Below are 24331 nucleotides of genomic sequence, written 5' to 3' on the forward strand. Positions count from 1 at the left end.
GCGCCATCACGCCGCCGATGCAGAAGAACGCGAACGACGTGACCAGATACAGCGTGCCGATCGTCTTGTGGTCCGTGGTGGTCAGCCACTTGACCACGACGTTGCCGGGCTGCTTGCGCCGTACCGGCAGCTCGTTCTCGTACGAGTCTTCAGCCGCGGCGGCACCCTGAGGTTCGTTGAGGATGCTCACAGTTGGTTCGTCTCCCGGTTCTTCTCGTGGTCCGTCTGCTCGATACCGGCCGGGACGTAACCGGTCTGCCCCTTCTCGGCAAGCTCCTTGAGGTGGGCCTCGTAGCGCTCGGGAGAGACGACCTTCACGTTGAAGAGCATCCGGGAGTGGTCGACGCCGCAGAGTTCGGCGCACTTGCCCAGGAAGGTGCCCTCCTTGTTGGGGGTCACCTGGAAGGAGTTGGTGTGGCCCGGGATGACGTCCTGCTTCATGAGGAACGGCACCACCCAGAAGGAGTGGATGACGTCACGAGAAGTGAGGACGAAGCGGACCGTCTTGCCCTTGGGGAGCCAGAGGGTGGGACCGGGGTTGCCCGTCTGCGGGTTCTCGGTGCCGGGCGTGCCGACGTCGTAGACGCCGCCGGCGTTCGCCGGGAAGTCGTCCTTGAACCGCTTCGGAATCGCGTCCAGGTTCTTGTCGGTCTTCGCGTCACCGGTCGAGCCGTCGACGTTCTCGACGTAGTTGAAGCCCCAGCTCCACTGGAAGCCGACGACGTTGACCGTCACGTCGGGCTTCTTGTCGAGGCTGAGGAGCTTCGATTCGTCGCGGGCCGTGAAGTAGAAGAGCACCGAGACAATGACGAGCGGAACCACGGTGTACAGCGCCTCGATGGGCATGTTGTACCGGGTCTGCGGGGGAACTTCGACCTTGGTGCGACTGCGCCGGTGGAAGAAAGCACTCCACAGGATCAGGCCCCAGACCAGCACGCCCGTGGCGAGCGCGGCCGCCCAGGAGCCCTGCCACAGGGAGAGGATCCGCGGAGCCTCTTCCGTGGTCGGGGTGGGCATACCAAGGCGAGGGAAGTCTTCCCAGTTGTACGAGCAACCGGTGGCTGTCGCCAGGACCAGGCCCGCAGTCATTGCCTGCAGCAGCTTCCGCCGCATCGGGCGCCGCGGCGAGCGGTCGGAGCCGTTGGGACTCACGTAGCGCCTTCCCGAGAGTCTCGCCCGCGCTGTTGGCTGCGGCCTTCTCGCTGGTCCGGTCGCCGCCCTGCGTCGGGCAGGGGTTTGGATGTTTATGCGGACCAAACCCTACTGGACGCTTTTTGGGGTCGCGCGGGGAGGGTCCCCAACGCGCCGCGGCTCACTCTGAAGGGGTGGAATGCCCGGCTCCGGGGCGCATGTGACGGGGAGTTCGGGCGCCTGAGAACTCGTTCGGGCGCCCGAGAACTCGGATGACCCGGTTCGTCGGCACCTGCGGGTCCGCTGCGGTTGCTCGCGCAGTTCCCCGCGCCCCTCTGGGGCGCGGGGCTGTGACATATGCGGCCCCGCCGCGTGGGCGCGGCCGGCCCCCACGGCCCGCACCCGACGAACAGCCCCAGGTACCCACACCTGACCAGACGGAATAGCGTGATGTCGTGTCCTACTTCGACGCCGCATCCTCCGCCCCGCTCCACCCGGTCGCCCGCCAGGCCCTGCAAGCCTCACTCGACGAAGGCTGGGCCGACCCGGCCCGCCTCTACCGCGAGGGAAGGCGCGCCAGGCTCCTGCTGGACGCCGCCCGCGAGGCGGCAGCCGAAGCGGTGGGCTGCCGCCCGGACGAGCTGGTGTTCACCACATCAGGCACACGGGCGGTGCACACCGGGATCTCCGGGGCCCTGGCGGGCCGCCGCCGCGTCGGCCGCCACCTGATCGTGTCCGCGGTCGAACATTCTTCGGCACTCCATGCGGCGGAGGTCCACCACGACGAGGGCGGCACAGTGACCGAAGTGCCCGTTCTGCGCACCGGCGCGGTCTCCCCCGACACGTACGCCGAGGCCCTGCGCCCCGACACCGCGCTCGCCTGCCTCCAGTCCGCCAACCACGAGGTGGGTACGGAGCAGCCGGTGGCCGCCGTCGCCGAAGCGTGCCGTGCGGCGGGCGTACCGCTGCTGGTGGACGCGGCGCAGTCGCTGGCCTGGGGACCGGTCGAGGGCGGCTGGTCACTGCTGACGGGCAGCGCCCACAAGTGGGGCGGGCCCTCTGGGGTCGGGCTGCTCGCCGTGCGCAAGGGGGTGCGGTACGCGCCTCAAGGCCCCGTGGACGAACGGGAGTCGGGGCGTGCTCCGGGCTTCGAGAACATCCCCGGGATCGTCGCCGCCGCGGCCTCGCTGCGTGCCGTACGGGCGGAGGCGGCCGCTGAGTCGGCCCGGCTGCGGGAGTTGACGGACCGGATCCGCGCGCGGGTGCCGGAACTGGTCCCGGACGTGGAGGTGGTGGGCGACCCGGTCCGCCGGCTCCCCCACCTCCTCACCTTCTCGTGTCTCTATGTCGACGGAGAGACCCTGCTGCACGAGCTGGACCGCGAGAGTTTCTCCGTTTCGTCCGGATCGTCCTGCACGAGCAGCACGCTGACACCCAGCCACGTCCTGAAGGCCATGGGCGTACTGAGCGAGGGCAACGTGCGGGTGTCCCTCCCCCTGGGCACACCGGCGGAGGACGTGGACCGCTTCCTGGACGTCCTCCCCGGCACGGTCGCGACGGTCCGCGAGAAGCTGGGCGCCCCGTCGACCACCCCCACGGTGACCGTCCACGAGGACTCCCTCGTCGTGGACGCCCTCGGCAAGCGCTGCCCGATCCCCGTGATCGAACTCGCCAAGGTGATCAACGACGTACCCGTCGGCGCCACGATCCGCGTCCTCTCGGACGACGAGGCGGCCCGCCTGGACATCCCGGCGTGGTGCGAGATGCGGGGCCAGGAGTACGTAGGAGAGGAACCGGCGGACAGAGGAACGGCATACGTGGTCCGCCGCACAGCGCCCCTTTAGGGGCGCGGGGAACTGCGCGACCAGCCCCCACGCACCCGCAGACGTACTCAAACGGACGGACGGGACCTTTAAGCCAGGTGCTCCTGCACCTCAGCGGCGGCGTCATGGCCGTACGCCTTCGTGAACCGGTCCAGGAAATGCGACCGCCGCAGCTCGTACTCCTGCGTGCCCTTGGTCTCGATCACGAGCGTCGCGACCATGCACCCGACCTGCGCGGCCCGCTCGTGCGAGACCCCCCAGGCGAGCCCCGAGAGGAACCCCGCACGGAAGGCGTCACCGACCCCTGTCGGGTCGACCTTCGCCGTCTCCTCCGGCACGCCGACCTCGATCGGATCCGCCCCGACACTCTCGATCCGCACACCGCGCGCCCCGAGGGTGGTCACACGGTGCCCGACCCTGGAAAGGATCTCCGCATCGCTCCAGCCGGTCTTGGACTCGATGAGCCCCTTCTCGTACTCGTTCGAGAAGAGATACGTCGCGCCGTCCAGGAGCGTACGGATCTCCTCGCCGTTCATCCGCGCGATCTGCTGGGAGAAGTCCGCGGCGAACGGAATCGAGCGCGTCCGGCACTCCTCGGTGTGCCGCATCATCGCCTCGGGGTCGTCCGCACCGATCAGGACGAGGTCGAGTCCGCCCACGCGGTCGGCGACCGCCTTGAGCTCGATGAGACGGGCCTCGCTCATGGCGCCGGTGTAGAAGGAGCCGATCTGGTTGTGGTCGGCGTCCGTGGTGCAGACGAAGCGCGCGGTGTGCAGCACTTCGGAGATGCGTACGGAGTCGGTGTCGACGCCGTGCCTCTCAAGCCAGGCACGGTACTCGTCGAAGTCGGCGCCGGCGGCTCCGACCAGGACCGGCGAGGAGCCGAGCTGGCCCATGCCGAAGGCGATGTTCGCACCCACGCCGCCCCGGCGTACGTCCAGATTGTCGACCAGGAAGGAGAGGGAGACCGTGTGCAGCTGATCCGCGACCAGCTGGTCGGCGAAACGGCCGGGGAAGGTCATGAGGTGGTCGGTGGCGATGGAGCCCGAGACTGCGATACGCACGGCTAGGACACACTCCTGCGAGGAGGGGGATTGACAGTTCACGCTACCGGGTCAGCGTTCCCGCCGCCGGTGGGATCCCTCTGGAGTCCGTCTCTTCGAGCAGGCAAAACTACCCGATAGTAGGGCTTTTTTCGTAGGGCTTGCGGTGCATACGGTTCCGTTATGACGAACCTCAAGATCCATGGTGATGCTCCGCTCGGCCTCGAAGGCGTTGAAGGCGGGCTCGCGGAGCTGCGGGGCGACTGCGCGCGCATGGTCCCGCACTGGGTGGCTCCCGCCGGGATCGCGCCCCTTCCAGTGTCGCCGTCACTCATCCACGGTGTGACGGTGCCGCCGGCTTCCGCCCGGCTGCTGGACGCGATGTCGGAATACGGCGACTGATCGCCTCACCCCTGAAGGGGCGCGGGGCCGTGACATATGCGGCTCCGCCGCGCGGGCGCGACCAGCCACGGACGGCCCGCAGATTTCATTCCGCCACCGTCCCGGAGGGAACCGCGCGCTCCCCCGCCGCGTCCCATCGCTGTCCCCCTTATAGGGGATGCCGGATACGACCCTGCTGTGCCCTGACCCGGTCAGGGGTGGGTCTCATGGGACAGCGGTGTGGCAGAAGGAGCGATGCGGTGGACATCGAGCGACCCGACAACGACGCGGCCGGAGCCGCCGACGAGGACAGGCCGCGCCGGCGGCGTTCCCCGGTGGCCGTCGCCTCGGTCGCGGCCGCGGTGCTGCTCGTCGGGGGCGGCGGGGCGTACTTCGCCGCGACCGCGACCGGCGGCGGTGGAGGCAGGGACGGCTCCGGTGCGCCGGGCGGTGACGACACTCCTCCGCCCCTCGCCCTGGACGGCTACACCGAGGGCCGTACGGACGACACGAACGGCATCGCGCCCGGTGAGCCCGACCCGAGCGGTGCGAGGTACCGCGCCGAGGGCGAGCTTCCCGACGGCCCTTCCTCCGCGGCCGTGTACCGGACGAAGGGCGAGGTCACCGCGGCGGAGGTGGCCAGGCTGGCGAAGGCCCTGGACGTGGAGGGCACGCCGAAGGCCGAGGGCGACGCCTGGAAGGTCGGGGCCACGAAGGACGGGTTCGGTCCGGGTCTGCAGGTGAACAAGCAGGCACCCGGCACCTGGACGTTCAACCGCTTCGCGCCCGGCACCGACAACTGCAAGAGCACCACGGTGTGCGAGAGCGGGGCCGCCAAGGGCTCCGAGGTCGACCCGGTGAGCGCGGACGCCGCGAAGAAGGCCGCCGCGCCCGTCCTCAAGGCGGTGGGTCAGGACGACGCGAAGCTCGACGCGAGCCAGCTGATGGACGCCGTACGCGTGGTGAACGCGCAGCCCGAGGTCGGTGGACTGCCGACGTACGGCTGGACGACCGGCCTGCAGATCGGCCCGGACGGCCAAGTGGTGGGCGGCAGCGGCCAGTTGAAGACACCGGTGAAGAGCGACACGTACCCCGTCATCAGTGCCCAGAAGACGCTCGACCTGCTGAACGGGTCCGGCTCGGGCGACGGGCGCGTGGGCATCGGCGGATGCGCGAGTCCCGTACCGCTCAAGGACAGGAAGGATGCGCCCTGCGAGACGACGACCGTGGCGCCGAAGCCCGATCCGGTCGTCGTCGAGGACGCCGTGTTCGGTCTGGCCACGCACTTCGTGGACGGGCGGCAGGCGCTGGTGCCGTCCTGGCTCTTCGAGGTACGGCCCTCGGGCGCCGGCGAGAGCTTCACGGTCACGCATCCCGCGGTCGACCCGCGGTATCTGACCTCTCCGCAGCCGCCGGGCGGCACGCCCAGCGACAAGCCGACGACGCCGCCGAGCCCGCGGCCGAGCGAGCCCGGTGACGGGACGACCGCCGCGCCGGCGACGCGGGACGTCCGGGTCGAGGGCTACAGCGCGGACGGCAGGGAGCTGACCGTGCGCTTCACGGGCGGGGTGTGCAGCGACTACTCGGCCTCGGCGGAGGAGACCGGGGACACGGTGACGGTCCGGGTGACCGAGAAGCCGTGGAAGGACAAGGTCTGCATCATGATCGCCAAGGTCTTCCACGAGAAGGTCGAGCTCAAGGAGCCGCTCGGGGACCGGAAGGTGGTCGACACGGACGGCAAGGCCGTCCCGCTGGAGAAGGACCTGCCGAAGCCGAACAAATAGCCAAGTAGCCGCATGGCTGCGGACGCGCTGAGCGCGCGGCACGCAAACGGGCTCAGCGCTCGGCACCGGGACGGGCCTGAGCGACCTTGGTGAAATCCGGTGCGGTACCGCGCCCCGTAAGGGACGCGGGGAACTGCGCGACCAGCCCCCACCGGTCCGCGGGGTCATTACCGTGCCCCCAGCGGAGCGCTTGGCGCACGGCTTCCGGTACGCGAAAGGCGGCGCCCTGTTGGAGGGGGCGCCGCCTTTCCGCGTTGCTCGGGATTCGGCTCGGGCTCAGGCTCGGCTGAAGCCGGGCTCAGGCTTAGCTGAAGGAGTCGCCGCAGGCGCAGGAACCCGACGCGTTCGGATTGTCGATCGTGAAGCCCTGCTTCTCGATGGTGTCCACGAAGTCGATGGAGGCGCCGCCCAGGTACGGAGCGCTCATGCGGTCGGTGACGACCTTCACACCGCCGAACTCCTTGACGACGTCGCCGTCGAGGGAGCGCTCGTCGAAGAAGAGCTGGTACCGCAGGCCGGAGCAGCCGCCGGGCTGAACGGCGACGCGCAGCGCCAGATCGTCGCGGCCTTCCTGCTCGAGCAGGCCCTTGACCTTGGCCGCGGCGGCGTCCGACAGGAGGATGCCGTCGCTCACGGTGGTGGTCTCGTCCGATACGGACATCTGCTTCTCTCCCGGGTTGTACGGAGACTGCTTGCCGACGGGTGCAACCGGCGGGGCCGCGGATTCATTCCGGGCCGAGCGTGTGTCTTTGGCTTCTCCCTTCATGCTCGCACACCCGGTTGGAAGCGGAAAACGGCCTGTGGACAACCTCAGTGCAATGACCGCGGGATTCACGTCACATCGACGCTATGGGCATCGTCAAAGTGACATGAAGCGGTTATGATAGATAGCGTCAATTCGACGAAAAGGCTTGTCCCGCATGTCCCGCGGGGATCGGTTGGACTCGATCCCCGCGAGCCGCAGAACAGAAAGGGTGCGTGTCGTGACCACCGCCCAGACCACGGAGCTCGACGTACAGCCGACGCCCCTCGCCCTGCTGCTCCTCGGCCGTGAGGCCGACCCGAGGAGCGAGCGCGGCGTCGAGTGTCCCGGTGACCTGCCCTCGCCGTCCGACCCGGACCTGGTGGAGCGCGCCCGCGCGGCCAAGGAGAAGCTCGGGGACAAGGTCTTCGTGCTCGGCCACCACTACCAGCGCGACGAGGTCATCCAGTTCGCGGACGTCACCGGTGACTCCTTCAAGCTGGCCCGGGACGCCGCCGCGCGCCCCGAGGCCGAGTACATCGTCTTCTGCGGTGTGCACTTCATGGCCGAGTCGGCGGACATCCTGACCTCCGACGACCAGAAGGTGGTCCTGCCCGACCTGGCCGCCGGGTGCTCGATGGCCGACATGGCCACCGCCGAGCAGGTCGCCGAGTGCTGGGACGTGCTGACCGAGGCCGGCATAGCCGAGCAGGTCGTGCCCGTCTCGTACATGAACTCGTCCGCGGACATCAAGGCGTTCACGGGCAAGCACGGGGGCACGATCTGCACCTCGTCCAACGCCCAGCGGGCCCTGGAGTGGGCCTTCGAGCAGGGCGAGAAGGTGCTCTTCCTTCCCGACCAGCACCTGGGCCGCAACACCGCCGTCCGCGACCTGGGCATGTCCCTCGAGGACTGCGTCCTCTACAACCCGCACAAGCCGAACGGCGGGCTGACCGCCGAGCAGCTCCGCGACGCCAAGATGATCCTGTGGCGGGGCCACTGCTCGGTGCACGGCCGCTTCTCGCTCGACTCGGTCAACGACGTGCGTGAGCGCATCCCGGGCGTGAACGTCCTCGTCCACCCCGAGTGCAAGAACGAGGTCGTCTCGGCGGCGGACTACGTGGGCTCCACGGAGTACATCATCAAGGCGCTGGAGGCGGCTCCGGCCGGCTCGAAGTGGGCCATCGGTACGGAACTGAACCTCGTCCGCCGCCTGGCGAACCGTTTCGCTCCCGAGGGCAAGGAGATCGTCTTCCTCGACAAGACGGTCTGCTTCTGCTCGACCATGAACCGCATCGACCTCCCCCACCTCGTCTGGGCCCTGGAGTCCCTGGCCGAGGGCAACCTCGTGAACCGCATCGAGGTCGACCGGGAGACCGAGCAGTTCGCGAAGCTGGCGCTGGAGCGGATGCTGGCGCTGCCGTAACCCGGTGCCCGATCCCGCTCACCCCGAGGCGGACTTCCGCTCGGGGTGAGCGGGATCGAGGCTGAACACCGTGCCGTTCGGGATGGTCACCACCAGCGCCCCCTCCTGGAGCAGCACGTCGGGCTCGACAGTGAAGCCGGACGACACTTTCTCGGCGCGTGGCAGCGTCTCCCACAGCAGCGTGCGCTCGCGCGTGTCGAGGGCCGCCACGCGGCCGCTGGCACTGGCCAGGTACAGAGCCCGTGTCCGCGGGTCGTACGTGGGCAGGCTCGGCAGTTCCAGGCTGGTCGAGATCTGCTGCAGCGGCTTGCCCGTGCGGGCCGACACGGCGGTCACCCGGCCACTGGAGGCGGCGAACCACAGCGTGCCGTCCACCAGGGTCACCTGTCCCGCGTACTCCTTGGCCAGCTTCGTCGTGCTGCGGGCACCGGTGACCGGATGGACCAGCAGGATCCGGTCGTACAGCACCTCCTCGGTGACCAGCTCTTCCCCTTGCTCGTTGTCGGTCGACTGCAGGAAGAGCAGCCGGCCGTCGAGGACCCCGAGAAGGCCACCGTTGTTCGGCCCCGTCAGCCGCCGTGTCGAGCCGTCGGTCGGATTCAGCTGCAGGACGAGATGGTCCTGAGGTTCCGTTGTGTCCGGGAGGCACTCCAGATACAGGCCCTCGCCGGCCTCGGTGAACGCGCAGTAGTGGTTCGCGGGCAGCGGTTTCGTCCAGCGCTCGGCGCCGGTACGCGGCGACAGGGCCATCAGCGTGCGGCCGCTCTTGTCCGGCGTCACGACCACGCCGCCGGAGAAGGTCATGTCGACGTAGGCCTCACTCACCCTACGGCTCCAGAGCCGCTCACCGGTCTCGGCGTCGAGGGCAATGATGTCGGTCGGGTCGGTCTCGGTGGATTCGCCGAGGATCTGCTGCTGCACCAGCATCACGCCGTCCCGGACACCGAGGGGGTAGGCGGAGTACATCGCGCTGTCGGTGCCGGAGGGCGCGATGCCGGCGCGCCAGACGGTCTTGCCGGTCCGGCCGTCCAGGCGTACGGGAAGGACTCCTTCGCCCCCGCAGTAGACGGCGTCCTCGTGCACCAGACACTCGGGCCCGCCCTCCGTCCCGCCGTGCACGCTCATGGCCTTCTTCGCGCCTCGCGGGGCGCTCTCGTACACCGTTGTCTGCCACTGCTTCCAGCCCTGGGGAAGCGCCGCCCCCGGGTCCTCCGCCTGCCCCGGCCCGATCAGCGGATAGGCCGTCAGCCCGAGGACCAGCGCGCCGACCGTGCCGACCGCGGCCCACAGCGGGCGGATACGGCTCCGTAGGCGGGGCCGGCCGTCGCCGCCCGGGTCGGCCACCGTCCCGGGGCGGGTCTCCGTCACCGCCTGTGCGGCCCGGCCCAGGGTCACGGTGGGCAGGTCGCCCGCGTCCCCTTCCGGCAGGGCTGTCGCGAACTCCAGTGCCAACTCGTCGAGTCCCGGCCGGTCCGCCTCTTCCTTGGCCAGGCAGCGCTCCAGAACCGTGCGCAGCGGCCCGCCCACCCCGTCCAGCACCGGCTCGTCGTGGACCACCCGGTACGCCGTCAGATAGGGGCTGTCGGTGTCGAACGGGCCCCGCCCGGTCACCGCGTACACCAGCAGCGCGCCCAGCGAGAAGACGTCCGAGGCCGGACCTACCGTGCGGGCGTCGGTCAACTGCTCCGGGGACATGAACGGCGGGGTGCCGATCATCTGGCCGGTCTCGGTCAGGGTCTGGTTCTCAGCCGCGCGGGAGATGCCGAAGTCGATGACCCGGGGGCCGTCCTCGGCCATCATGACGTTCGCCGGCTTCAGGTCGCGGTGCACGACCCCGGCCCGGTGGATGTCGCGCAGCGCCTCCACCAGACCGAGCGCCAGCTGCCGCAGCTCGGCGTCCCGGAGCGGGCCCCGGCCGCGGATCCGTTGCGCGAGCGAGCGGCCGGGCACGTACTGGGTCGCCATCCACGGCCGCGCCGCCTCCGGGTCGGCGTCCACGACCGGTGCGGTGAAGGCGCCGCTCACCTTGCGGACGGCCTCGATCTCCTGTCGGAACCGGGCCCGGAAGACGCCGTCCGCGGCGTACTGGGCGTGCACCACCTTGACGGCGACCTCACGCCCCGAACGCGCTCTGCCCCGGTAGACGACCCCCATGCCCCCGGCTCCGAGCCGGTCGACCAGCTTGTACCCGCCGACCGACTTCGGGTCGTCCCTGCGCAGTGGCACCGCCCGAATCCCCTTCCCCCGTAAAGCAGTTCGAGCCCACAGGATACGTAACGGCACACGACGGCGGCCGGGCACCGAACCGTTGGGGGTTCGGTGCCCGGCCGCCCTGGATCAGGCCGTGCGGGTCAGACCGTCACACGCCCGCGGGCTCCGGCTCGTCCGAGTCGGAGGTCGGCCGAGCGGGAATCCCGCTCTTCTTCTCCCGCTTGGCCGCCTTCTTCTTCGCCCGCCGCTCCTTGCGGAGTTCGACCATCGCGTAGAGCGTCGGGACCAGGAGCAGGGTCAGGAGTGTCGACGTGATCAGGCCGCCGATCACCACCACCGCCAGGGGCTGGGCGATGAAGCCGCCCTCGCCGGTGATGCCCAGCGCCATGGGAAGCAGGGCGAAGATGGTGGCCAGGGCCGTCATGAGGATCGGGCGGAGACGGTGCCTGCCGCCTTCCACCACAGCCTCGACGACTCCGTAACCCTGCTTGCGGTACTGGTTGATCAGGTCGATCAGCACGATCGCGTTGGTGACGACGATGCCGATGAGCATCAGCATGCCGATCATCGACGGCACACCCATCGGGGTGCCCGTGGCCACCAGCAGGCCGATCGCGCCCGTCGCCGCGAACGGGATCGAGACGAGCAGGATCAGCGGCTGGATCAGCGACCGGAAGGTCGCGACCAGCAGCATGAAGACGATCGCGATCGCCGCGAGCATCGCCAGGCCGAGGTTCGCGAACGCGTCGTCCTGGTCCTGCGAGACGCCGCCGATGTCGGCCGTGGCACCGGCCGGCAGCTTCAGCGCGTCGAGCTTCGCCGTGAGGTCGGCGCTGACCGCGCCCGTGTTGTCGCCGGTCGGCTTCGCCGAGATGGTGGCGGCGCGCTGGCCGTCGATGCGGGTCATCGACACCGGGCCGTCGACCAGCTTCACCGTCGCGATGTCACCGAGCTTCACGGCGCCGAGGCTCAGGTTCTCCAGCTCGTCCAGGGTCTCGGCCGGCTTCGCCGACTTGATGACCACGTCCCGCTCGGTGTCGTCCAGGATCGCCTTGCCGCTGGTGGTGCCGCGCACCGCCTGGGCGACGGCCGCGCCGAGGGTCGTGTCGTTGAAACCGGCCGCGGCCGCCTTGTCGTTGGCCTTGACCGAGATCCGCGGCACGGACTGGGCGAGGTCGCTGGTCACGTCCGTGACGTCGTCGAGCCCGGCGACCGCGTCCCGTACCTCCTCCGAGGCCTCGCGCAGTACGTCGGCGTCGGCGGCCTTCACCACGACGCTCAGGTCCTGGCTGCCGAAGCCGTCACCGGCCGCGACCGTCGTCGTACCGACCCCGGAGAGCTTGCCGAGCCCCTCCTCGATGCCGTCCTGGACGTCGTCGAAGGAGGCCGAGTCGGCGACCTTGACCGTGTACGAGGCCTGGTTGGTGTCCGTGCCCCCGCCGAACGCGGCCAGGAAGCCGGAGGAGCCGATCGTGACCTGGTAGTCCTCGACGCCCTTGACGCCGGCGAGCATCTTCTCGACCTTCTTGGCCTGGGCGTCGGTCGCCGCCAGGCTGGTGCCGGGCTTCAACTCCTGCTTGACCGTGAGGATTTCCTGCTCGCCCTGGTCGAAGAAGTTCGTCTTCAGCAGGGGCGCCATACCGAACGTACCGATGAAGACGGCCACCGCGATCGCCACGCTGGTGAGCCGGCGCCGGGTCGCGAAGCGCAGGACGGGAACGTAGAAGCGCTGGAGGCGGCTGCGCGCCTCCTTCGCCTCGGCCTTGCGGCGCGCCTCGTCCGGGTCGATGCCGCGCATGTCCTTGGGGGCGCGCAGGAACCAGTACGAGAGCACCGGTACGACCGTCAGCGAGACGAGCAGCGAGGCGAGCAGGGCGGCCGTCACCGTCAGCGAGAACGAGGCGAACAGCTCGCCGACCATGCCGCCGGCCAGACCGATGGGCAGGAAGACGGCGACCGTGGTGAGCGTCGAGGAGGTGACCGCGCCCGCGACCTCTCGTACGGCCTTGAGGATCGCCTCCTGGCGTTCCTCGCCGTAGCCGAGGTGGCGCTTGATGTTCTCCAGGACCACGATCGAGTCGTCGACGACGCGGCCGATGGCGATGGTCAGGGCGCCCAGCGTGAGGATGTTGAGCGACTCGTCGCGGGTCCACAGCACGATCAGCGCGAGGACGACCGACAGCGGGATGGAGACCGCGGTGACCAGCGTCGAGCGGACCGACGCCAGGAAGACCAGGATGACCAGGACCGCGAAGACGAGACCGAGCGCGCCCTCGGTGGTGAGGCCCTTGATGGACTTGGAGACGGCCGGGCCCTGGTCGCTGACGACGGTCAGCGTGGCGCCGGAGCCGAGGTCCTTCCGCATGTCCGGCAGCTTGTCCTGGACCGCGTCGGAGACCGCGACCGCGCTGCCGTCGTGGTCCATGGTGACGGAGACGGCGAGGCTCGGCCTGCCGTTCGTCCGCGTGATGGAATCCGCCTTGGCGGGCTCCTCCTCGACGGTGGCGAGGTCACCGAGGCGGACGGGCTTCTTGCCGCCCTCGCCCGTGACCATCAGGTCCTCGATCTGCTTCAGCGAGGTGAAACCGCCGCCGACCTGGACCGTGCGGTTGCTGCCGTCCTCGTCGAAGGAGCCGGCCGGGACGGTCGCGCCGCCCGCCTGGAGTGCCTGGCCGAGCGCGGCGGAGGTCAGCCCCGCCTTCGCCAGCTTCGCGTCGTCGGGCGTGACCGCGACCTCGAGGTCCTGTACACCGTCGACGGTGACCTGGCCGACGCCGTCGATGTCCTTCAGCGCGGGGACGACCGTGCGGTCGAGCTGGTCCGAGAGGGCCTGCTGGTCCTTGTCGGAGGTGACGGCGAGCACCACGGTCGGGATGTCGTCGGTGGAACCGGCGACGACCTGCGGGTCCACGTCGTCCGGGAGCTGCACACGGGCACGGTTCACGGCCTGCTGAACGTCGGCGACGATCCGGTCGGCGTTGTTGCCGTAGTCGAAGGACGCCATGATCAGGGCGTTGCCCTCGCTGGCCGTGGAGGTGACGCCCGAGATCCCGTCGACCGCTTCGAGGGTGTCCTCGATGGGCTCGACGACCTGCTTCTCGACCACGTCGGGGGACGCGCCCTGGTACGGCGCCAGGACCGACACCATGGGCAGTTCGATGGTGGGCAGCAGCTGCTGCTTGAGCTGCGGGATCGCTATCGCCCCGAAGGCGAGCGCGATGATGGACATCAGACCTATGAGGGCCCGTTGTGCGAGGCTGAAGCGGGACAGCCAGGACATGGGTGGTGGATCTCTCTTCTGTGGCTTGAGCGACTTGAGCGGCGAAATGGGCTCATGTGAGCGTCCGCCTATCACTCTGAGCCATGGGTGAGGCCCCAACCCTCGCCCCCAGGTCCCGTTTCCTTATACGGCGCATACCGCGACCGCAGTACGAAGGGTGGAGCTCACTCCACCCTTGGACGTACCAGTCCGGACTCGTACGCGATCACCACGAGCTGGGCCCGGTCGCGCGCTCCCAGCTTGGCCATGGCCCGGTTGACGTGCGTCTTCACCGTGAGCGGGCTGACCGCCAGGCGCTCCGCGATCTCGTCGTTCGAGTGCCCGCCGGCGACCTGGACGAGGACTTCGCGCTCCCGGACGGTCAGCGCTTCGAGGCGTTCGGCGCGGGCGGGGTCCCGGTCGTCGTCCAGGCTGTCGCCCTGCGCGAGGAACTTGGCGATCAGCCCCTTGGTGGCCGCCGGCGACAGCAGCGCCTCGCCGCCCGCCGCGATCCGGATGGCGTTGAGCAGTTCGTCCGGCTCGGAGCCCTTGCCGAGGAACCCGGAGGCTCCGGCCCGCAGGGACTGCACCACGTACTCGTCGACCTCGAAGGTCGTCAGCATGACGACGCGTACGTGTGCGAGGCCGGGGTCGGCGCTGATCAGCCGTGTCGCGGCGAGACCGTCGGTGCCGGGCATGCGGATGTCCATCAGCACGACGTCGGCCCGTTCGTCGCGCGCCAGCCGGACCGCCTGCGCGCCGTCCGAGGCCTCCGCGACGACCTCCATGTCGGGCTCGGAGTCGACCAGCACACGGAACGCGCTGCGCAGCAGTGCCTGGTCGTCGGCGAGCAGGACGCGGATGGTCATGCGGGGTCCCCCGTGGGTGCCGTGGTCGGTGCCGCTGTCGTGGGTGCGGCTGACGTGGATGACGCTGTCGTGGATGACGCTGTCGCGGATGCGGTGCTTCCGGTGCGGCTCTTGACCGGCAGGATCGCATGCACCCGGAAGCCGCCTCCGTATCGGGGTCCGGCGGTGCAGGTGCCGCCGAGCGCGGTGACCCGCTCGCGCATGCCGAGGAGTCCGTGGCCGCTGTTCTCCTCGAGGCGGGCCGCCGCGTCGTCGCCCGGGCCGTTGTCCAGGACGGTGATCTCCACGTTCGGCCCCACGCGCACGACGCTGACCTCGGCTTTCGCCTCCGGGCCCGCGTGCTTCTGCACATTGGTGAGGGCTTCCTGGATGATGCGGTACGCGGCCAGGTCGACGGCGGCGGGGAGGGTGGTGCCCTGGTCGGTGCGGGCCACTTCGACGGGGAGGCCCGCGCTGTGGAAGGTGCCGACGAGTTCGTCGAGGCGGTGCAGTCCCGGGGCCGGTTCGGTAGGCGCCTCGGGGTCGCCCGACTGCCTCAACAGGCCTACCGTGGCGCGGAGTTCGTTGAGTGCGGAGCGGCTGGCCTCGCGGACGTGGGCGAGGGCCTCCTTGGCCTGGTCGGGGCGTTTGTCCATGACGTGCGCGGCCACTCCGGCCTGGACGTTGACCAGGGCGATGTGGTGGGCGACGACGTCGTGCAGGTCGCGGGCGATGCGGAGGCGTTCCTCGGCGACTCGGCGTCTGGCCTCCTCCTCGCGGGTGCGCTCGGCTCGCTCGGCGCGCTCTCTTATGGCGTGCACGAAGGCGCGGCGGCTGCGGACCGCGTCGCCCGCGGCGGCGGCCATGCCGGTCCAGGCGAAGATGCCGAGGTTTTCCTGGGCGTACCAGGGCAGGGGGCCGGCCAGCATGGCGATTCCGGTCAGGACGGTCATGGTGAGCAGGCCGACGCGCCAGGTGGTGGGGCGGTCGGTCGTCGAGGCCACCGTGTAGAGGGCTACGACGGCGGACATCGCGACCGGAGCCCTGGGGTCGCCGGTCACGAACTCCACGGCGGACAGGGCGCCCGTCGCGGCGAGGACCCTCATGGGGCTTCGGCGGCGGAAGACCAGGGCCGTCGCGGCCAGCAGCATCAGGGTGAGGGCGAGGGCGTCCGGGGTGCGGGTGCCCCATTCCGGGCCGCCGTGCCGGCCGTTCGGCTCCGCGAACGAGCCCACCACCATGCAGGCCAGGACCGCTGCCGCCAGGGCGCCGTCCACCACCAGCGGGTATGCCCGCAGTCGGTTCCGGGCGCGCTCTAGTGTGCTCACACTTGTTTACGGTACGGGGCCCTTGCAGGGGGCGGAACGGGTGCTGGCGGTAATCGGGGTGGGTGCGGGTCGGCTCCGGCTGGGTTTTCGCCCCCGCCGCCCCTACCCGTCCCATCCTTCTGGGGCTCCGCCCCAGACCCCGTCGGGGGCCGGCCCCCGAACCCCCGCTCCTCAAACGCCGGAGGGGCTGATCTTCAGCCGGGGATCAAGCCGTCGTCGCGAAGCATCTCCCGGACCTCTGACAGTGTTGCGTCGGGGGACGGGAGGATGAGTTCGGAGGGCTCGAGGGAGTCGTCGGGGAGCGGCGTGCCGAGTCGGCGGACCGCGTCGAGGAGCGCCCCCAGCGTGCGCCGGAAGCCCTCCTCGTCGCCGGACTGCATCTCCTCGAGGAGCTCGTCGTCCAGCTTGTTCAGTTCGGTGAGGTGGCCGTCGTCCAGCCTCACCTGTCCCTCCCCCATGATCCGTACGATCATGACGCCCTCCTAAGGCGTGGGACCACTGCTCGGGCCTACTGCTTGTCGAAGCGCGGAGTGTCCTGCGACTGCTGCTGGGACTGAGTCTGGCCCTGACCGCCCTCGATCGCCTGCTGGGACGAGGAACCGCCGGCCAGCTCGGCCTTCATCCGCTGGAGCTCGAGCTCGACGTCCGTGCCGCCGGACAGCCGGTCCAGCTCGCTCTGGATGTCGTCCTTCTGGAGCCCGGAGGAGTCGTCGAGGGCGCCGGAGGCGAGCAGCTCGTCGATGGCACCGGCCCGCGCCTGAAGCTGCGCGGTCTTGTCCTCGGCCCGCTGGATGGCCATGCCGACGTCGCCCATCTCCTCGGAGATGCCGGAGAAGGCCTCGCCGATCCGGGTCTGCGCCTGGGCGGCGGTGTACGTGGCCTTGATGGTCTCCTTCTTCGTACGGAAGGCGTCGACCTTGGCCTGGAGCCGCTGGGCCGCGAGGGTCAGCTTCTCCTCCTCGCCCTGGAGGGTCTGGTGCTGCGTCTCCAGGTCGGTGACCTGCTGCTGCAACGCGGCACGGCGCGACAGCGCCTCACGGGCCAGATCCTCACGGCCGAGAGCGAGGGCCTTGCGGCCCTGGTCCTCCAGCTTCGAGGACTGGTTCTGAAGCTGGTTCAGCTGCAGCTCCAGGCGCTTGCGGGAGGTCGCCACATCGGCGACACCCCGGCGCACCTTCTGCAGCAGCTCCAGCTGCTTCTGGTACGAGTAGTCGAGGGTTTCGCGCGGGTCCTCGGCCCGGTCAAGGGCCTTGTTCGCCTTCGCGCGGAAGATCATCCCCATACGCTTCATGACACCGCTCATGGGCTTCGCGCGCCCCCTTCTGACGGACTCCAGCTCCAGCGACTGCAACAGAACCCACAGTACGGGCCCTGCATCCATTACCGCACTGTTCCGGGACGGATGCGCTCATCCCCAAGGACGACTGCGAACGATCTCGCTCCGGCGTAGGGAGTAGGTGTCCCCCCAGGTTCGTCCCGGGGTCGTCCGGGAGAACCGCGGGCAGCCACCCCTTTTCAGGCTTCTCTGTCCCACTACAGACGACCGGTGTTGCCGGATCGTTCCCCACTCGGCCGACGTCCATGCCTCCGTACCCATTACCCTTGGGTTTTGTGTTCCGTAGCCGTGCCAAGGATGAGAAGGCCCACGCCGACAAGGCGTCGTTGACCGACTCCACTCAGCCCCGTGACCCGCAGGCCCCCAAGGGTCGGCCCACGCCCAAGCGCAGCGAGGCCCAGGGCCAGCGCCGCAGCGTGGCCAATACGCCGACCAACCGCAAGGAGGCCGCCAAGCGGCAGCGCGAAGAGCGCCGTGCCCAGATGGACAAGCAGCGCCAGGCGCTGGCGAGCGGTGACGAGCGTTATCTGCCCGCCCGCGACAAGGGTCCGGTGCGCAAGCTCGCGCGCGACTTCATCGACTCGCGGTTCTGCATCGCCGAGTTCTTCCTGCCGCTGGCCGTGGTCATCCTCGTACTGAGCATGGTCCGGATCGCGCAGCTGCAGAACGTCGCGCTGCTGCTGTGGCTCTTCGTGATCGTGCTGATCGTGGTCGACTCGATCGGCATCGCGATCCGCCTGAAGAAGCAGCTGAATGCGCGCTACCCGGACGAGCCGAAGCGTGGCGCGGTCGCCTACGCGCTGATGCGCAGCCTCCAGATGCGTCGCCTCCGGCTGCCGAAGCCGCAGGTCAAGCGCGGAGAGCGACCCTGAGCGCGGGGTCCTTCGCAGGGGGCGCGGCGGATGCCTGGCTGAGCAAGCTGGGCGCACTGCGTGATGTCGTACGACAGGAACTGGTGGCCCGGCAGCTCGACGAGCAGATAGCCGGGCGGTTCCCGGTGGGGCAGCGGCTGCGGGTGCTCGACGTCGGCATGGGTCAGGGCACGCAGGCGCTGCGGCTGGCCCGGGCCGGGCATCAGGTGACCGGGGTCGAGCAGGACGCGAAGATGCTGGCCGTGGCCCGGGAGGCGCTGGCCGCCGAGCCCGAGGGCATTCGCGGGCGGATGCGGCTCGTCGAGAGCGACGGGCGGGACACCGGTGTGCACTTCCTGCCGGGCAGTTTCGATGTCGTGCTGTGTCACGGCGTCCTGATGTACGTCGAGGAGCCCGATCCGCTGCTCGCCGGCCTTGCCCGGATGCTGGCCCCCGGCGGGCTGCTGTCCCTGCTCGTACGGAACGCGGACGCGCTGGCCATGCGGCCGGGACTGGCCGGTGACTGGGCCGGCGCCCTCGCCTCCTTCGACACCACCACCTACACCAATCGGCTCGGGCTCGACGTACGCGCCGACCGGCTCGACGCGCTCACCGGCACGCTCGCCGGGATCGGGGCGCCGCTGCACGCCTGGTACGGGGTGCGGGTCTTCACGGACACGGCCGCGGACGACGCGGCGGTCCCGGACGACGTGGACGTTCTGCTGGCCGCGGAGGAGCGGGCCGGGCGGACGGATCCCTATCGACGGGTGGCGGCGTTGCTGCACCTTTGCGGGGTACGGGGCTGAGACCCCCCTGTTTGGACGTCCAGCACAAGCCGGACAATCGCCCCAAAGGGACACTCGGGGCATGGACGCATCGCGCACTCGTGCCCTGTTCCTTCCCGTAACGGCTGCTGCCGTCTGTTCCATGGTCCTGCTCGGCGGGTGCTCCGGCGGCGAGTCGTCGGCCAAAGCCGAGGGCGACCTCACCACGCAGGCCGCCGCCCCCGTGGCCGCGAACGATCTGCAGGGCGACTACCAGAAGGTGATCAAGGACGTCCTGCCGTCGGTCGTACAGATTCAGGCGAGCAGCGATCTGGGTTCGGGGGTCGTGTACGACGACAACGGGCACATCGTCACGAACGCGCATGTGGTGGGGAACGAGAAGACCTTCAAGGTGACGACCGCCAACAGCGAGGACGTACTGACCGCCAAGCTCGTGTTCGCGTATCCCGAGCAGGATCTCGCGGTCATCAAGCTGGACAGGAAGCCGGAGGGTCTGAAGGCGGCCGAGTTCGGTGACTCCTCGAAGGTGGAGGTCGGCCAGATCGTGCTGGCGATGGGCTCGCCGCTCGGGCTGTCGTCCAGCGTGACCCAGGGCATCGTCTCGGCGACCGGACGCACCGTCAGCGAGGGCCGTGCGGGCGGCGGTACGGGCGCGACCATCGCCAACATGGTGCAGACGTCGGCCGCGATCAACCCGGGCAACAGCGGGGGCGCCCTCGTCAATCTCGACGGACAGGTCATCGGCATTCCGACGCTCGCCGCGACGGACCCCGGCCTGGGCGACAGCGCGGCGCCGGGCATCGGGTTCGCGATCCCCGCGTCGATGGTGCGGACGATCGCCGACCAGATCGTCAAGGACGGCAGGGTCACCGACTCGGGGCGGGCCGCGCTCGGCATCACCGGCCGGACGGTCGTCGGCGACGACTACCAGCCCGCGGGGGTGGCCGTGGTCCAGGTCAGGGACGGGGGCGCGGCCTCGAAGGCCGGCATCGAGGCCGGGGACGTCATCACCGGACTGGGTGACGTCGAGATCACCACGATCACCTCGCTCTCCGAGGCGCTCGCGGCCGAGAAGCCGGGGGACAGGGTTCGGGTGACGTATACGCGGAACGGGAGCGAGAAGAGCGTCGAGGTCACGCTGGGCGAGCAGTAGCCTTCGGCGGTCTCGGGCCGAGGGTGGTGCATGGCTGAGGGCCGCGGCCGTTCGTACGGCCGCGGCCCTCACGCGTATGGGCTACGGAGTCTAGGAAGCCTCGGCGTGCAGGCTCATCGGGCCGTAGATCTCCGTGGCGTCCTCGAAGAGCCGGACCTGGTCCGCTCCCCCGTCGGCCAGCGCCTTCCAGTGTTCGCCGAGCCAGGACTCCGCGTCGCCCTGGGTGGTGAACTCCTCGGGCTGGACCGCGGGCTGGACTTCCGTCCCGTCGGCCTTCTCGAACCGCCACGTCCATGCCGCCATGTCAGCCTCCCAAAAAGTACCGAGCAAGATCGGGCTCTTTGCGTGCAGCCTAGGCGCTCCGCTGGTTGTGCGGTGTTCAAAGGTGCAGGTCGAGAAGTGTTGTGTGTTGTCTGCGGGTTGGTGGGGGCTGGTCGCGCAGTTCCCCGCGCCCCTGACGGGGCGCGCCCTTGTGCACCCCTGGCGCGCACGAGCCGTGCTGACGCGGAAAAATCAATCTCGTGGAAGTGACTTTGCTTGGTACCGGTGCTCCTGTGGGGGTGCCCCGTCCTGGTTGTTCTTGTGCGGCCTGTGCTGTGGCGTTGGGGGTGGATGCGCGGGCGGCTACCGCCCTGTTGGTGGATGGGGCGTTGTTGCTGGATCTCACGCCCGGCGCGGCGTTCGCGGCGGCTCGGGTGGGGCGGTCGTTGGGCGGGGTGCGGCAGGTGTTGTTGTCGCATCCGCATGACGGGCCCGCGGTGGAGGTGCCGGCCGGGCTGCCGCAGCCGGGGCGGGTGCCGGACGGACGGGAGCTGGCGCTGCTGACGGGGCATCGGGTGAGGGCGGTGCCGATGGACTCGCCGGGGACCGGGTACGCGGTCACGGGGCCCGATGGGCAGCGGCTGCTGTATCTGCCGCCGGGGGCGGCGCCCGCGGGTCTGGACGAGACGACCGGGACGTACGACATGGTGGTCGCCGATGTCGTCGGGCGGCCGGACGCGTTGGCCCGGCTGCGGATGGCGGGGGCCGTCGGGCCGACCACGGACGTGATCGCGGTGCACCTCGACCACGACGTGTCGCCCGGCCGGGAGCTGCGGAGGCGGCTCGCGGCCTCGGGGGCGCGGGCCGTGCCGGACGGTACGACGCTGATCGTGGGGGTGTACGAGGACGTGCCCGACGTGCCGCGGCGGACTCTGGTGCTCGGCGGGGCGCGGTCCGGGAAGTCGGTGGAGGCGGAACGGCGGCTCGAGGCCTTTCCGGACGTGCTGTACGTGGCGACGGGCGGCACGCGGAACGGGGACAGCGAGTGGGCGGCCCGGGTGAACGCCCACCGTGAGCGGCGTCCCGGTTCCTGGCGTACCGCCGAGACCTGTGACCTCGTACCGCTCCTGAAGGAGGACGGGTCGCCGCTGCTCATCGACTGTCTGTCCCTGTGGCTGACGGACGCGATGGACTCCGTGAACGCGTGGGACGACGACGAGTGGGCCGGCGGCGGCGAGCGCGCGCTGCGGGCCCGCGTCGAGGAGTTGACGGCCGCCGTGCGCGAGACCCGCCGCACGGTGGTCACCGTCTCCAATGAGGTCGGCTCCGGCATCGTCCCCGCCACCCCCTCCGGCCGCCGCTACCGCGACGAACTGGGCCGTCTGAACACGGTGTTCGCGACCGAGTGCGAGCACGTGCTGCTGGTGGTGGCGGGGCAGGCGCTCACGTTGAAGGGGTGACGGTCGCGGAGCGGAGCGGAGCGGACCGAGGCCGGGTGCGGGCCAAGGCCGGGTGCGGACCATGGCCCGGCGCGCAGCGGTGCGCAGGCTCATCTCGACGGGCTCCGGCGGGCAATGATCCGGTACGCGTTCGAAAAGCGCGTGCGGCGAAGCAGTGGGGCCAGGGCGTGGTCCAAGGCGAAGGTGGAGGCGAGCAGAGGCACGGCGGCCCGTGACAGGACCGTCCGTACGCCGCGCTCGAGCTCGGACGGTGGCACGGGCCGCCACGGGACGTCGGCACGGGGCAACCGGTGAGCGAGCGCGAGCGCGACGGCGCCCGTCAGGTCGTACGGGATGTGCGGCTCGCGGCGGTCGGTGGAGACGACCGTGCAGCCGAGGTCGTCGAGTTCGTCGAGCAGGTTGCGCAGCGGCATGAGGTGCAGGTGCTGCGGCTGGCCGTACGACACCCACCACTTGCCGAGAAGCGCGCCGAACGCGCAGTCCGGGTCCGGGACTTCGATGAGGAGGTGCCCGCCCGGGCGCAGTACGGCGAGGGCGGCGCGCAGTTCCTCGCGCGGGTCGGGGCAGTGCTCCAGGTGGTGGAACATGCTGACCACGTCGTAGCGGGCGCGCAGCCGGTCGGCCAGGTCGGGCAGCCGGCCGCGGTGGGCCTCCTCGATCCGGCCCGCCGCCTGTGCCTTCTCGACGCGCGGGGTGGGGTCGGTCCCGTCGAAGGACGTGTACGTGTACAACTCCTTGGCCGCCGCCGGGAAGTGGCCGTGGCCGGTGCCGACGTCCAGCCAGCTCTCGGGCTCGGGGTACGGGAGCATGGCCCGGGCCGCGGCCTCGTGGCGTCTGCGTCCGGCGCGGGCCCGCAGGATCCGCTCGGCGAACTTCTCGTGGCCCTGGTGCTCCTCGTGGCCCTCGTGGAAGTCCCGGTAGTAGAAGGCGAGGCCCTCGGCGGTGAGGCGGGGGTTCTGGAAGGCGTGGGCGCAGTCCTCGCACTCGTCGACGACGAAGGTGCCGGGCTTGTGCTGGAGCAGGTCCGGGGTGCGCAGCCGGGTACGCAGCCGCTGTGAGCCGCACCAGGGGCAGTCGGGTCTGCGGGGTTCGTGGAAGCGGTCGGTGCCCTGGGCGAGCTCGCTGAGGTACGCGGCGCGACGCCAGGCGACGGTCTGTTGCACGAGGGGTGTGGGGGGTGTGTGGGGTGTGGGGGGCATGGTCTGTCTGCTCCTGCCGGTCCGACGCGGTACGACCCTGTAGAGGCTGATATGAGCTGTTACCGGCCGATACAAACCGGTACGACAATCCACTGCAAATCGGAACGTATGGGATCGCGATCATGGATGCAATGACCTCGCGATGTGCACCGGGCGACCGTCAGGAGTCGGCCCCGATCACTGCCGGTACTGTTCGGCGAATGAGCTCGCTTAATCTCGACGACTTCACCGATCTGATCGAGCGCCCCGACGGTGGTGTGCGCCGTGACGCCGAGGCGCGCCGGGAGCGGCAGGTCGTGCCGCCCGGGTCCCTGGGGCGCCTCGACGAACTCGGTGAGTGGCTGGCGGCCGCGCAGTCGGCCGTGCCGGTGCGGGCGATCGAGCGTCCGCGCGTGGTGTTGTTCGCGGGTGACCACGGGGTTGCCGAACTGGGGGTGTCGGCGCGGCCCGCGGGGAGCGCGGACGAGTTGGTGCGGGCCGTGCTGGACGGCGCCAGTCCCGTGTCGGTCCTTGCCCGGCGGCTCGGAGTGCCCGTGCGGGTGGTGGACATGGCGCTCGACTGCGAGCCGGAGAGCCTGCCCGACGAGGTCGTACGGCATCGGGTGCGGCGTGGGTCCGGACGGATCGACGTGGAGGACGCACTGTCCCTGGAGGAGGCGGAGGCCGCGTTCCGTGCGGGGGTCGCCGTCGCGGACGAGGAGGCCGACTCCGGGACCGATCTCGTCGTACTCGGAGATGTGAGCGTCGGCGGGACGACCGCCGCGGCCGTCCTGATCGCGGCGCTGTGCGGCACCGACGCGTCGGTCGTCACCGGGCGTGGGGGGCGGGCCATCGACGACCTCGCCTGGATGCGCAAGTGCGCGGCGATCCGTGACGCCCTGCGCCGCGCTCGGCCGGTTCTCGGAGACCAACTGCAGTTGCTCGCGACGGTGGGCGGGGCGGATCTCGCCGCGATCACCGGCTTCCTGCTGCAGAGCGCGGTCCGGAAGACTCCGGTGATCCTGGACGGGGTCGTCTCCGCGGCCTGCGCGCTGGTGGGCCAGCGGGTCGCCTTCCGCGCCCCGGACTGGTGGCTGGCCGGCCAGACCAGCGGGGAACCGGGCCAGGCGAAGGCGTTCGACCGCATGGCACTCGACCCGCTGCTCGACCACGGCGTGACGGTCGGCGAGGGTGCGGGGGCGTTGCTCGCCCTTCCCCTGGTCCAGTCCGCGGCGGCGCTGGCCGCGGAGCTCCCCGAGGGGCCCCAGGTTCCGGAGGCCCCGGAGGCCCCGGAGGCCCCCGAGGCCCCCGAGGCCCCCGAGGCCCCCGAG

General features: G+C 70.3%; 20 protein-coding genes and 1 pseudogene. 9 read left to right on the top strand and 12 right to left on the bottom strand.

Annotated elements, in window-relative coordinates; translation table 11 throughout:
- Both GAS53_RS47315 and ctaC read right to left on the bottom strand, forming a co-directional pair.
- Positions 1-190: pseudogene (locus tag GAS53_RS47315) on the bottom strand (cytochrome ubiquinol oxidase subunit I); the annotation flags it as partial.
- A complete protein-coding gene (ctaC, locus tag GAS53_RS47320) occupies positions 187-1152 on the bottom strand; it encodes an aa3-type cytochrome oxidase subunit II (protein ID WP_151483978.1) in 966 nt (321 codons plus the stop codon). The pseudogene GAS53_RS47315 and the gene ctaC, both read right to left, overlap by 4 nt.
- A gap of 434 nt (positions 1153-1586) precedes the next feature.
- Here ctaC and GAS53_RS47325 point away from each other — a divergent pair, with 434 nt between their 5' ends.
- Complete coding sequence (locus GAS53_RS47325) at positions 1587-2975, top strand: cysteine desulfurase/sulfurtransferase TusA family protein (protein WP_151483979.1); 1389 nt, start codon at positions 1587-1589, stop codon at positions 2973-2975.
- A gap of 68 nt (positions 2976-3043) precedes the next feature.
- On the opposite strand, the gene GAS53_RS47330 is transcribed toward GAS53_RS47325, so the two are convergent.
- Positions 3044-4018, bottom strand: a complete 975-nt coding sequence (locus tag GAS53_RS47330; RefSeq protein ID WP_151483980.1) for a carbohydrate kinase family protein — start codon at positions 4016-4018, stop codon at positions 3044-3046.
- Between the two features lie 162 nt (positions 4019-4180).
- Here GAS53_RS47330 and GAS53_RS47335 point away from each other — a divergent pair, with 162 nt between their 5' ends.
- Together GAS53_RS47335 and GAS53_RS47340 are read left to right on the top strand one after the other, a co-directional pair.
- On the top strand, positions 4181-4399 hold the full coding sequence (locus GAS53_RS47335; protein WP_151483981.1) for a hypothetical protein: 219 nt from the start codon (positions 4181-4183) through the stop codon (positions 4397-4399).
- A 239-nt stretch (positions 4400-4638) separates the two neighbouring features.
- The gene (locus GAS53_RS47340) at positions 4639-6162 is read left to right on the top strand and encodes a hypothetical protein (RefSeq protein ID WP_225859556.1); all 1524 of its coding nucleotides are present in this window, start codon (positions 4639-4641) and stop codon (positions 6160-6162) included.
- A gap of 304 nt (positions 6163-6466) precedes the next feature.
- On the opposite strand, the gene GAS53_RS47345 is transcribed toward GAS53_RS47340, so the two are convergent.
- Positions 6467-6823, bottom strand: coding sequence for a HesB/IscA family protein (locus GAS53_RS47345; protein ID WP_033325602.1), 357 nt, complete (start codon positions 6821-6823; stop codon positions 6467-6469).
- A gap of 322 nt (positions 6824-7145) precedes the next feature.
- On the opposite strand from GAS53_RS47345, the gene nadA reads away from it, so the two are divergent.
- Positions 7146-8330, top strand: a complete 1185-nt coding sequence (nadA, locus tag GAS53_RS47355; RefSeq protein ID WP_151483983.1) for a quinolinate synthase NadA — start codon at positions 7146-7148, stop codon at positions 8328-8330.
- Positions 8331-8348: 18 nt separating this feature from the next.
- Here nadA and GAS53_RS47360 read toward each other — a convergent pair whose 3' ends face one another.
- From GAS53_RS47360 to GAS53_RS47385, 6 genes are all read right to left on the bottom strand, one after another.
- The gene (locus GAS53_RS47360; RefSeq protein ID WP_151483984.1) at positions 8349-10556 is read right to left on the bottom strand and encodes a protein kinase domain-containing protein; all 2208 of its coding nucleotides are present in this window, start codon (positions 10554-10556) and stop codon (positions 8349-8351) included.
- A 133-nt stretch (positions 10557-10689) separates the two neighbouring features.
- Entirely contained in the window at positions 10690-13821 is a 3132-nt protein-coding gene (locus tag GAS53_RS47365; RefSeq protein ID WP_151483985.1) for an efflux RND transporter permease subunit, read from the bottom strand.
- A 164-nt stretch (positions 13822-13985) separates the two neighbouring features.
- Entirely contained in the window at positions 13986-14669 is a 684-nt protein-coding gene (locus tag GAS53_RS47370; protein ID WP_151483986.1) for a response regulator, read from the bottom strand.
- The gene (locus tag GAS53_RS47375; protein WP_151483987.1) at positions 14666-15976 is read right to left on the bottom strand and encodes a sensor histidine kinase; all 1311 of its coding nucleotides are present in this window, start codon (positions 15974-15976) and stop codon (positions 14666-14668) included. Before GAS53_RS47375 ends, GAS53_RS47370 begins: the two co-directional genes overlap by 4 nt.
- 194 nt (positions 15977-16170) lie before the next feature.
- Positions 16171-16449 (bottom strand): PspA-associated protein PspAA, encoded by a 279-nt coding sequence (gene pspAA, locus GAS53_RS47380; protein ID WP_151483988.1) that lies wholly within the window; start codon positions 16447-16449, stop codon positions 16171-16173.
- A 35-nt stretch (positions 16450-16484) separates the two neighbouring features.
- On the bottom strand, positions 16485-17279 hold the full coding sequence (locus GAS53_RS47385) for a PspA/IM30 family protein (protein ID WP_151483989.1): 795 nt from the start codon (positions 17277-17279) through the stop codon (positions 16485-16487).
- Positions 17280-17557: 278 nt separating this feature from the next.
- On the opposite strand from GAS53_RS47385, the gene GAS53_RS47390 reads away from it, so the two are divergent.
- The 3 genes from GAS53_RS47390 to GAS53_RS47400 all read left to right on the top strand — a co-directional run bounded on the left by GAS53_RS47390 (position 17558) and on the right by GAS53_RS47400 (position 20101).
- On the top strand, positions 17558-18184 hold the full coding sequence (locus GAS53_RS47390; protein ID WP_151483990.1) for a DUF3043 domain-containing protein: 627 nt from the start codon (positions 17558-17560) through the stop codon (positions 18182-18184).
- Between the two features lie 83 nt (positions 18185-18267).
- On the top strand, positions 18268-18969 hold the full coding sequence (locus GAS53_RS47395; protein ID WP_151483991.1) for a class I SAM-dependent methyltransferase: 702 nt from the start codon (positions 18268-18270) through the stop codon (positions 18967-18969).
- A 61-nt stretch (positions 18970-19030) separates the two neighbouring features.
- Positions 19031-20101 (top strand): S1C family serine protease, encoded by a 1071-nt coding sequence (locus tag GAS53_RS47400; RefSeq protein WP_151483992.1) that lies wholly within the window; start codon positions 19031-19033, stop codon positions 20099-20101.
- Between the two features lie 90 nt (positions 20102-20191).
- On the opposite strand, the gene GAS53_RS47405 is transcribed toward GAS53_RS47400, so the two are convergent.
- Positions 20192-20404: a hypothetical protein gene (locus GAS53_RS47405; protein WP_151483993.1), complete on the bottom strand. Its 213-nt coding sequence runs from the start codon at positions 20402-20404 to the stop codon at positions 20192-20194.
- A 218-nt stretch (positions 20405-20622) separates the two neighbouring features.
- Between GAS53_RS47405 and GAS53_RS47410 the strand changes: the two genes are divergently transcribed.
- A complete protein-coding gene (locus GAS53_RS47410) occupies positions 20623-21822 on the top strand; it encodes a bifunctional adenosylcobinamide kinase/adenosylcobinamide-phosphate guanylyltransferase (RefSeq protein ID WP_151483994.1) in 1200 nt (399 codons plus the stop codon).
- 89 nt (positions 21823-21911) lie between these two features.
- On the opposite strand, the gene GAS53_RS47415 is transcribed toward GAS53_RS47410, so the two are convergent.
- Positions 21912-23021 (bottom strand): class I SAM-dependent methyltransferase, encoded by a 1110-nt coding sequence (locus tag GAS53_RS47415; RefSeq protein WP_151483995.1) that lies wholly within the window; start codon positions 23019-23021, stop codon positions 21912-21914.
- A gap of 200 nt (positions 23022-23221) precedes the next feature.
- Here GAS53_RS47415 and cobT point away from each other — a divergent pair.
- Positions 23222-24331: nicotinate-nucleotide--dimethylbenzimidazole phosphoribosyltransferase (gene cobT / locus GAS53_RS47420; protein WP_225859557.1), on the top strand; the 1110-nt coding region annotated here is incomplete at its 3' end.

Source organism: Streptomyces albicerus, from assembly GCF_008905045.1.
Lineage (GTDB): Bacteria > Actinomycetota > Actinomycetes > Streptomycetales > Streptomycetaceae > Streptomyces > Streptomyces albicerus.

Coding starts and splice junctions, on each gene's coding strand:
- GAS53_RS47400 (WP_151483992.1), top strand. CDS start 19,031: ATGGACGCATCGCGCACTCGTGCCCTGTTCCTTCCCGTAACGGCTGCT.
- GAS53_RS47365 (WP_151483985.1), bottom strand. CDS start 13,821: ATGTCCTGGCTGTCCCGCTTCAGCCTCGCACAACGGGCCCTCATAGGT.
- GAS53_RS47335 (WP_151483981.1), top strand. CDS start 4,181: ATGACGAACCTCAAGATCCATGGTGATGCTCCGCTCGGCCTCGAAGGC.
- GAS53_RS47370 (WP_151483986.1), bottom strand. CDS start 14,669: ATGACCATCCGCGTCCTGCTCGCCGACGACCAGGCACTGCTGCGCAGC.
- GAS53_RS47390 (WP_151483990.1), top strand. CDS start 17,558: ATGCCTCCGTACCCATTACCCTTGGGTTTTGTGTTCCGTAGCCGTGCC.
- GAS53_RS47405 (WP_151483993.1), bottom strand. CDS start 20,404: ATGGCGGCATGGACGTGGCGGTTCGAGAAGGCCGACGGGACGGAAGTC.
- GAS53_RS47385 (WP_151483989.1), bottom strand. CDS start 17,279: ATGAGCGGTGTCATGAAGCGTATGGGGATGATCTTCCGCGCGAAGGCG.
- pspAA (WP_151483988.1), bottom strand. CDS start 16,449: ATGATCGTACGGATCATGGGGGAGGGACAGGTGAGGCTGGACGACGGC.
- GAS53_RS47415 (WP_151483995.1), bottom strand. CDS start 23,021: ATGCCCCCCACACCCCACACACCCCCCACACCCCTCGTGCAACAGACC.
- GAS53_RS47345 (WP_033325602.1), bottom strand. CDS start 6,823: ATGTCCGTATCGGACGAGACCACCACCGTGAGCGACGGCATCCTCCTG.